The sequence below is a fragment of the Paenimyroides viscosum genome (assembly GCF_003858535.1).
Lineage (GTDB): Bacteria > Bacteroidota > Bacteroidia > Flavobacteriales > Flavobacteriaceae > Flavobacterium > Flavobacterium viscosum.
Genome location: NZ_RQTJ01000022.1, coordinates 1 through 7,064 on the forward strand (window position 1 = coordinate 1; position 7,064 = coordinate 7,064).

A 7,064-nucleotide genomic window follows, 5' to 3' on the forward strand; every position below is an offset into this window, starting at 1 on the left:
CCAACATCCAACATCCAACCGCAATAGGGATGGAGCGATTGTTGGAGCTCTTTTGTTGGTCCCTGAGCCTGACGAAGGGCAACAAAAAGCGACTCGCGAAAGCCCGACCTGCAGCGTTAGCGGAAGGGATTGCCCGAATTAAACATAAAAAAAAACTCCTACAAATGCAGGAGTTTAGTTGTTGGTGGACATTAGTAGATTTTATATTTTTTTTAAGATTCTTTCAAGTGCCATTCCTCTGGATCCTTTTATAAGGAGTAATTCTTGGGAAATTGGTGAATCATTCAAGTGAATGAAGTAATCTGGTATGGTTTGGAAATATTTCACACGATCGTTTTTTACTTGAACTTTAAAGAAATGTTCACCAATAAATATCGACGGAATCTTGGTTTCTATCACTTGATTTATTGTTTGTAAATGTTCTTTGTATGACTCATTTCCTAATTCAAACATATCTCCTAAGATCATTAATTTGGAAGAGTTTTCTAACTGTTTAAAATTTTCTATAGCAACCTGCATACTGCTTGGATTTGCATTGTAAGCATCCAACAAAATATTTTTATCGTTTATTTTCGTCCATTGAGAACGGTTGTTTTGTGGAATGTAATTTTCTATAGCTTCTTTTATATTTTCTAAAGAAATATTGAAATACAACCCGATAGATATGGCAAATGCTATGTTTGGCATGTTGTACAATCCGGTAAGGTTCGATTTTATCTCAATGCCATTTAGTTGAACACTTGCCATTGGTTGCGCAGTGGCATTTGTAATTTGAATGTTTGCCAATGGGTTATTTTCTATAGAAAATCCAAAACGAGTAGTGTTTGCAGTTTTATCTGTTTGAATGGAATCATCGAAATTTACAAATATGGTTTTATTGTTACTTTGTAAGTAATCATACATTTCGCTTTTGCCTTTTATAACTCCTTCAATTCCACCGAAACCTTCTAAATGCGCACGACCAAAATTGGTGATAAAGCCAAAATCGGGCTGAGTTATTGAACATAAAAGTTCGATTTCTTTTTGATGATTGGCTCCCATTTCAATAATAGCCAAATCGGTATCTTCTGTTAAACGTAACAAAGTTAACGGAACACCAATATGGTTATTTAAATTTCCAATAGTTGCAATGGTATTGTATTTTGTACTTAAAACGGCGTGCAATAATTCTTTACTGGTTGTTTTTCCGTTGCTTCCGGTTAAGGCTATAACAGGTAAACCAATATGAAACCTATGAAAAGCAGCTAAATCTTGTAGGGTTTTAAGAACATCGTCTACAATAATTAGTTTATTGTTATCAAGTTTCTTTAGGTTTTTATCGTCAACCACGGCGAAAGCGGCACCATTTTCTAACGCTTGTAATGCAAAATGGTTTGCGTTAAAGTTGTCTCCTTTTAATGCAAAGAAAAGACAGTTTTCTGTAATGTTTCTAGTATCGGTGCTTATACCGTTACATTGGTTGAATATTGAATATAATTCGAATGTTTCCATAGATAGTATAAAAGACTATGTCTTTTTAAAAAGAAACAAATTTAAAATTTATTTTGATAGAATTATAGTAAACGCTGGCTATGATTTTTTTATTTTTGATTAATTAGATTTACTTTAATTTCCCTACCATTTCTTCGGGTTTTACCCATTGGTTAAATTCTTCAGCGGTTACATAGCCCAAAGCAATTGCAGTTTCTTTTAAAGTAGAATTATTTTTATGTGCTGTTTGTGCAATTTCGGCAGCTTTGTAATAGCCTATTTTAGTATTTAAAGCCGTTACCAACATTAACGAATTAGCAACCAATTCTTTAATTCGATCATAATTTGGTTCAATTCCTTGTGCGCAATGTTCATCAAAAGAAACACAGGCATCGCCCAGTAAACGAGCCGATTGTAAAAAGTTGGCAGCCATTAAAGGTTTAAAAACGTTTAATTCATAATGACCTTGTGTTCCGCCAATTGTAATAGCAACATCGTTCCCCATAACTTGAGCGGCAACCATTGTTAGTGCTTCGCATTGTGTAGGATTTACTTTACCCGGCATGATTGACGATCCCGGTTCGTTTTCAGGTATTAAGATTTCGCCGATTCCTGAACGCGGACCTGATGCTAACATACGAATATCGTTCGCAATTTTATTAAGAGAAACAGCCAGTTGTTTTAAGGCGCCGTGCGTTTCTACAATAGCATCGTGTGCAGCTAAAGCTTCGAATTTATTTTCGGCAGTTATGAACGGATGTCCCGTAAATTCAGCAATATATTTTGCTACCAATACATCATAACCTTCCGGAGTGTTTAAACCTGTACCAACTGCGGTGCCACCTAAAGCAATTTCTGACAAATGAGGCAAGGTGTTTTTTACCGCTTTTATACCGTAATTTAATTGCGCTACATAGCCCGATAATTCTTGTCCTAACGTTAACGGAGTAGCATCCATTAAATGAGTTCGACCAATTTTAACGACATTCATAAACTCGGCTGATTTTTGTGACAAGGTATCGCGTAATTGTTCCACACCCGGAATGGTAATTTCTACAACGGCTTTATATGCCGCAATGTGCATTCCGGTTGGGTAGGTATCGTTTGATGATTGCGATTTGTTCACATCATCATTCGCTTTTAAAACTGGTTCTCCTTCTCCAATTTTAAATCCTGCTAAAACTTGAGCTCGATTGGCAATAACTTCATTCACATTCATGTTAGATTGTGTGCCTGAACCTGTTTGCCAAATGACTAATGGGAACTGATCGTTTAATTTATCAGCTAAAATTTCATCGCAAACCATAGCGATTGCATCTCGTTTTTCAATAGGTAAAACTCCTAAATCATGATTTGCATACGCAGCCGCTTTTTTTAAATAAGCAAAGCCTTTAATAATTTCTAATGGCATTGATGCTATTGAACCTATTTTAAAGTTATTGCGAGAACGTTCTGTTTGGGCACCCCAATATTTATCTGCAGGAACTTTAACTTCACCCATTGTATCTGTTTCAATTCTATAATGCATGGTTTTTTTATTTGAATTTGATACATATAAAGATACTTAAAAAGATTTGTTTACTTATTAAAGTAATTATTTTTAGAAATTATTAAGATTTCTTTTGGGGAGTTAAACTTAAGGTTTATCTTTGTAACTGTATACACATAAAATTCCGGAATCATGTTTGAATTTCAACAATTTATAGCTTTTTTGATTGGTTTAACAATTATGACCATGGGTTTTTGGTTAATGTTTTTCCTAATCAGCTTTGTAATGTACTGGGCTGTTGGTGGAGCAACTGACTTAATCAAAGAAAATAAAGCTAAAAAGAATGCATAAATTATTATGTAACAAAAAAATCCTTTTCATTTGAAAAGGATTTTTTTTTAGCAATAAAAAACGCTTTCGTTGTGAAAGCGTTTTTGTTCTAGAATAAACTTGTTATAAGATCAATCAAAGTTTGTCCGATTAATAATAATAAATAAAACATAAGCCTTAAAAGTTTTTAGTTTATAGTATTGTTTGTGTTCTCTAATCTTCCTTCGGAATTAAATTTATAATAGTTTTTACCATTATTGTTTATATTCACATTCCAAAAATGGCGGTTATCATTTCCGTTTATTTTAACCTTTTGGTTATCAGTTATATAAATTTTTACACGAACTTTAGAATCTTCTGTAAAATCGTTTAAAGTTGTTAAAACTGAATTTGAAAGGACTAAAGTATCACTTTTTATTGAATAATCATAATTTAATGTATTACTAAATTTTGTAGCTTCGATTTGAATGTTGTATTTGCTTAAAGATTTAAGATTCAGATCTTTATTGTTGAAAACTTTTTCTTCAACTTCTATATAGGCTTTACCTCTGTTCGATTCATGAATTTCTACATATATATCGTCAACTTCGCTGTATTTATATTTTCCTGTAAGGGTATCATTTATGGTGAAAATGCGTTGATCTTTCTGAAAAATGATGTTTAATGTATCATTATCGTTCAAATTTAAATCGGTTTGAGACATTTTTGTATCGAAATTACCTTCAAACAATGATTCTATTTTATCTTTCTGAATATCTAAATTGATCATTACATAACTAAAAATAAAAATTGAAATCAACCAAAAGAACCCTAAAATACCAGAAACCCAACCAATGTGTTTAACTTTTGGGTTTAGTAATTTTACACCTAAAAGCAGTAAAATAATAAACGGCACAGCACACATGATAAATAAACTTAGGCTTATACCCCAAAGCGGTATGCCTGTTTGCGCTTCATCGTAATTTACAAATTCGTTAAAAATATGACCTTTATCGGTGTTCATAATTATCGGCGCAAAGAAGCTTCCGAAAATTCCCATTACACCAAAAACAATTAATACGATACCTATAATTCTGCGTAAGACAGTGGCTACAGAGCTTCCTGCTGTACGAATTTGCTGATATGAATTTGCTGCACCTTCACGAAACTGTCTTTCTATGTTTGAAATATTAACGGGTTCGCCCTTCATTTCTAAAACATCGGCAACTGTAACCGCTTTTGGGATAATAACCCAAAGGATTAAGTAAATTACAAAGCTTAAACCGTAAGCGAAGAAAAGTAAGATAAAAAGGATGCGTACCCAAACCGGATCTATATTAAAATAATGACCTAAACCTGAACATACACCGCCTAAAATTCTTTTTTCGCCATCGCGGTAAATTTTCTTATATGCTTTGTTTGTTGATGTAAAATAGTTTGGGCGTACAGGTTCGTCTTCAATAATATAATCTTCTGGTTTACCCATAATATTTATTATTTCGTCTACATTATTCATACGAATAACACCAGTTTGCGGATCAATTCTTTCGGCAAAAAGCTCTGCAATACGCGATTCTATATCGGCAATAATTTCATCTTCGCTTTCTTGCTGAATAGAATTTCTCACTGCCTGTATGTATGAATCTAACTTGTTGTATGCATCTTCATCGATGTGAAAAACAAGTCCTGCTATGTTAATGGTTACGGTTTTATTCATGGCTATTCTTATTAGTTATAATGTTAACGGCTTCACTTAATTCTTTCCAGGTTACGGTTAGTTCTTTTAAAAAATCGTTGCCCAGTTCAGTTAATCGGTAATACTTTCGCGGTGGTCCCGATGTTGATTCTTCCCAACGATAGCTTAATAATTCGTCGTTTTTTAGGCGGGTAAGCAGTGGATAAACGGTGCCTTCTACCACTAGTAACTTTGCTTCCTTCAAGGTGTCTAAAATTTCAGATGTGTAACAGTCTTTATCTTTTAGAACCGATAGAATGCAAAATTCCAGAATCCCTTTGCGCATTTGCGCTTTTGTGTTTTCAATATTCATAGAACTCAATATTTTAGGTTAAAAGTAAAGGCAGGTAACTTAAACCTTTTTTTGTGATTGAGTAAACTATTCAAATTAATAACAGTATGAGAAATGTGTCGTTTTTAATTTTTCGGCTTACAGTCACCTGCATATTTACCTTATTGTTTCATTTTGATATAGCAAAGATATATACAAAAGCCTGTACCTTGTATAACATAGTACTTATAATTAACTTTTTTTTAACAATTGAATTAATTTCAATTGCCATTAAAAAAAGTCGTAAATTAGCTGTAAACCTTGATTATTATGGATTTTAACGTAAAAAACCTAAACTTATATCTTCTTAAAAATTTACCATCGGCATACCTATGTGGTGTTCGCGTTTATTCGATAAGCGATGCGCACTGCACTGTTAGAGCAAAGCACAGATGGTTCAATCAAAATCCGTTTAAATCAATGTATTTTGCGGTGCAGAACATGGGAGCGGAACTTACAACAGGTGTTTTAGTTATGAAAGCGATAAGGGAATCAAACAAAAAAGTATCGATGTTGGTTTTGAATCAAAAATCAAAATTTACCAAAAAAGCAACGGGCGTTATTACGTTTAAATGTGAAGATGGATTAATGATTCGTGAAAAAGTAAACGAAGCACTGCTTACCAATCAAGGAATTTCGTTTTGGGTTCGATCTGAAGGATACGACGAACAAGGAGATAAAGTTGGGACTTACGATTTTGAATGGACACTAAAAGCAAAATAATATGAAAGTTTTAATTACAGGAGCCACCGGATTTATTGGGACTGCGTTGTGTTCGTATCTTATAAAGAACAACCACTCGGTTCATTATTTAGTCACCGATGCCGCTGATATAAAAGACAAAGAAAATTACAAAGGATTTTTGTGGAATCCCGAAAAAAATGAGATCGATTTAAATTCATTGGATCAAGTTGATGCCATTGTAAATTTGGCTGGGCATACCATAAATTGTGCTTGGACAGAAGAAAATAAAAATCAGATTCACAACAGCAGAATAAATTGTTCAAATACCCTTTTTAATGCCTTGCAGACTAATGAACATCAGGTAAAATCGATTGTAAATGCATCGGCAATTGGTATTTATCAGTCAAGCGAAACGGCGGTTTATAATGAAAATTCATCTGATTTTGGAACCGATTTTTTAGCTGAAGTTTGTAAAGATTGGGAAGCTGCCAATTTACGTTTTGAAGGCTTAGTAATAAAAACTGCCATTACCCGTTTCGGTTTGATTTTATCTAAAGATCATGGTGTTTTGCATGAATTGGCTAAAGTAGTTTCAAAAGGATTGGGCGCCAATTTAGGCAACGGCAAACAATGGATGAGTTGGGTACATTTTAACGATGTTATTGAAATTATTTATCAGTTATTAAAAGATCGACAAAGCGGGATCTTTAACGTAGTTGCGCCAAATGCAGTAAAACAGAATGAATTTTTAAAGTTATTGGCAGCGCAATTAAATAAACCATTATGGTTGCCAAATATTCCAGAATTTGTAATTAAATTTGGTTTGGGAAAACGTTCTGCCTTGGTACTTTCTAGCCAACATGTTCAATCAATTAAATTACCAGAAATCGGCTATCAATTTAGGTTTACAGAGTTATCAAGCACATTGAAAGATTTGTATAAGTAACCCTTTGTGTGTAATTATTTCCACCATATAGAAACATAGATTTTTCTTATGTTTTTAAAAGATTATGATAGACGTTTTACTTTTCGCATAGCAAACTATG

General features: G+C 33.4%; 7 protein-coding genes. 3 read left to right on the forward strand and 4 right to left on the reverse strand.

Translation table 11 applies throughout. The features are described 5' to 3' along the window. Positions 1 to 201 precede the first annotated feature (201 nt). A complete protein-coding gene (locus tag EG242_RS10160) occupies positions 202 to 1,491 on the reverse strand; it encodes a UDP-N-acetylmuramoyl-tripeptide--D-alanyl-D-alanine ligase (protein ID WP_124899773.1) in 1,290 nt (429 codons plus the stop codon). A gap of 109 nt (positions 1,492 to 1,600) precedes the next feature. Next, positions 1,601 to 2,998, reverse strand: coding sequence for a class II fumarate hydratase (fumC, locus tag EG242_RS10165; RefSeq protein ID WP_124899774.1), 1,398 nt, complete (start codon positions 2,996 to 2,998; stop codon positions 1,601 to 1,603). A gap of 153 nt (positions 2,999 to 3,151) precedes the next feature. On the opposite strand from fumC, the gene EG242_RS14950 reads away from it, so the two are divergent. After that, entirely contained in the window at positions 3,152 to 3,310 is a 159-nt protein-coding gene (locus tag EG242_RS14950) for a hypothetical protein (protein ID WP_203227705.1), read from the forward strand. A gap of 166 nt (positions 3,311 to 3,476) precedes the next feature. On the opposite strand, the gene EG242_RS10170 is transcribed toward EG242_RS14950, so the two are convergent. Then, positions 3,477 to 4,985: a PspC domain-containing protein gene (locus tag EG242_RS10170; RefSeq protein ID WP_124899775.1), complete on the reverse strand. Its 1,509-nt coding sequence runs from the start codon at positions 4,983 to 4,985 to the stop codon at positions 3,477 to 3,479. Next, the gene (locus tag EG242_RS10175) at positions 4,978 to 5,316 is read right to left on the reverse strand and encodes a PadR family transcriptional regulator (RefSeq protein ID WP_124899776.1); all 339 of its coding nucleotides are present in this window, start codon (positions 5,314 to 5,316) and stop codon (positions 4,978 to 4,980) included. The genes EG242_RS10170 and EG242_RS10175 overlap by 8 nt, the downstream gene beginning before the upstream one ends. 288 nt (positions 5,317 to 5,604) lie before the next feature. Between EG242_RS10175 and EG242_RS10180 the strand changes: the two genes are divergently transcribed. Then, the gene (locus EG242_RS10180) at positions 5,605 to 6,057 is read left to right on the forward strand and encodes a DUF4442 domain-containing protein (RefSeq protein ID WP_124899777.1); all 453 of its coding nucleotides are present in this window, start codon (positions 5,605 to 5,607) and stop codon (positions 6,055 to 6,057) included. A 1-nt stretch (position 6,058) separates the two neighbouring features. After that, complete coding sequence (locus EG242_RS10185; RefSeq protein ID WP_124899778.1) at positions 6,059 to 6,964, forward strand: TIGR01777 family oxidoreductase; 906 nt, start codon at positions 6,059 to 6,061, stop codon at positions 6,962 to 6,964. Positions 6,965 to 7,064: the final 100 nt, after the last annotated feature.

Coding starts and splice junctions, on each gene's coding strand:
- EG242_RS14950 (WP_203227705.1), top strand. CDS start 3,152: ATGTTTGAATTTCAACAATTTATAGCTTTTTTGATTGGTTTAACAATT.
- fumC (WP_124899774.1), bottom strand. CDS start 2,998: ATGCATTATAGAATTGAAACAGATACAATGGGTGAAGTTAAAGTTCCT.
- EG242_RS10170 (WP_124899775.1), bottom strand. CDS start 4,985: ATGAATAAAACCGTAACCATTAACATAGCAGGACTTGTTTTTCACATC.
- EG242_RS10160 (WP_124899773.1), bottom strand. CDS start 1,491: ATGGAAACATTCGAATTATATTCAATATTCAACCAATGTAACGGTATA.
- EG242_RS10185 (WP_124899778.1), top strand. CDS start 6,059: ATGAAAGTTTTAATTACAGGAGCCACCGGATTTATTGGGACTGCGTTG.
- EG242_RS10180 (WP_124899777.1), top strand. CDS start 5,605: ATGGATTTTAACGTAAAAAACCTAAACTTATATCTTCTTAAAAATTTA.
- EG242_RS10175 (WP_124899776.1), bottom strand. CDS start 5,316: ATGAATATTGAAAACACAAAAGCGCAAATGCGCAAAGGGATTCTGGAA.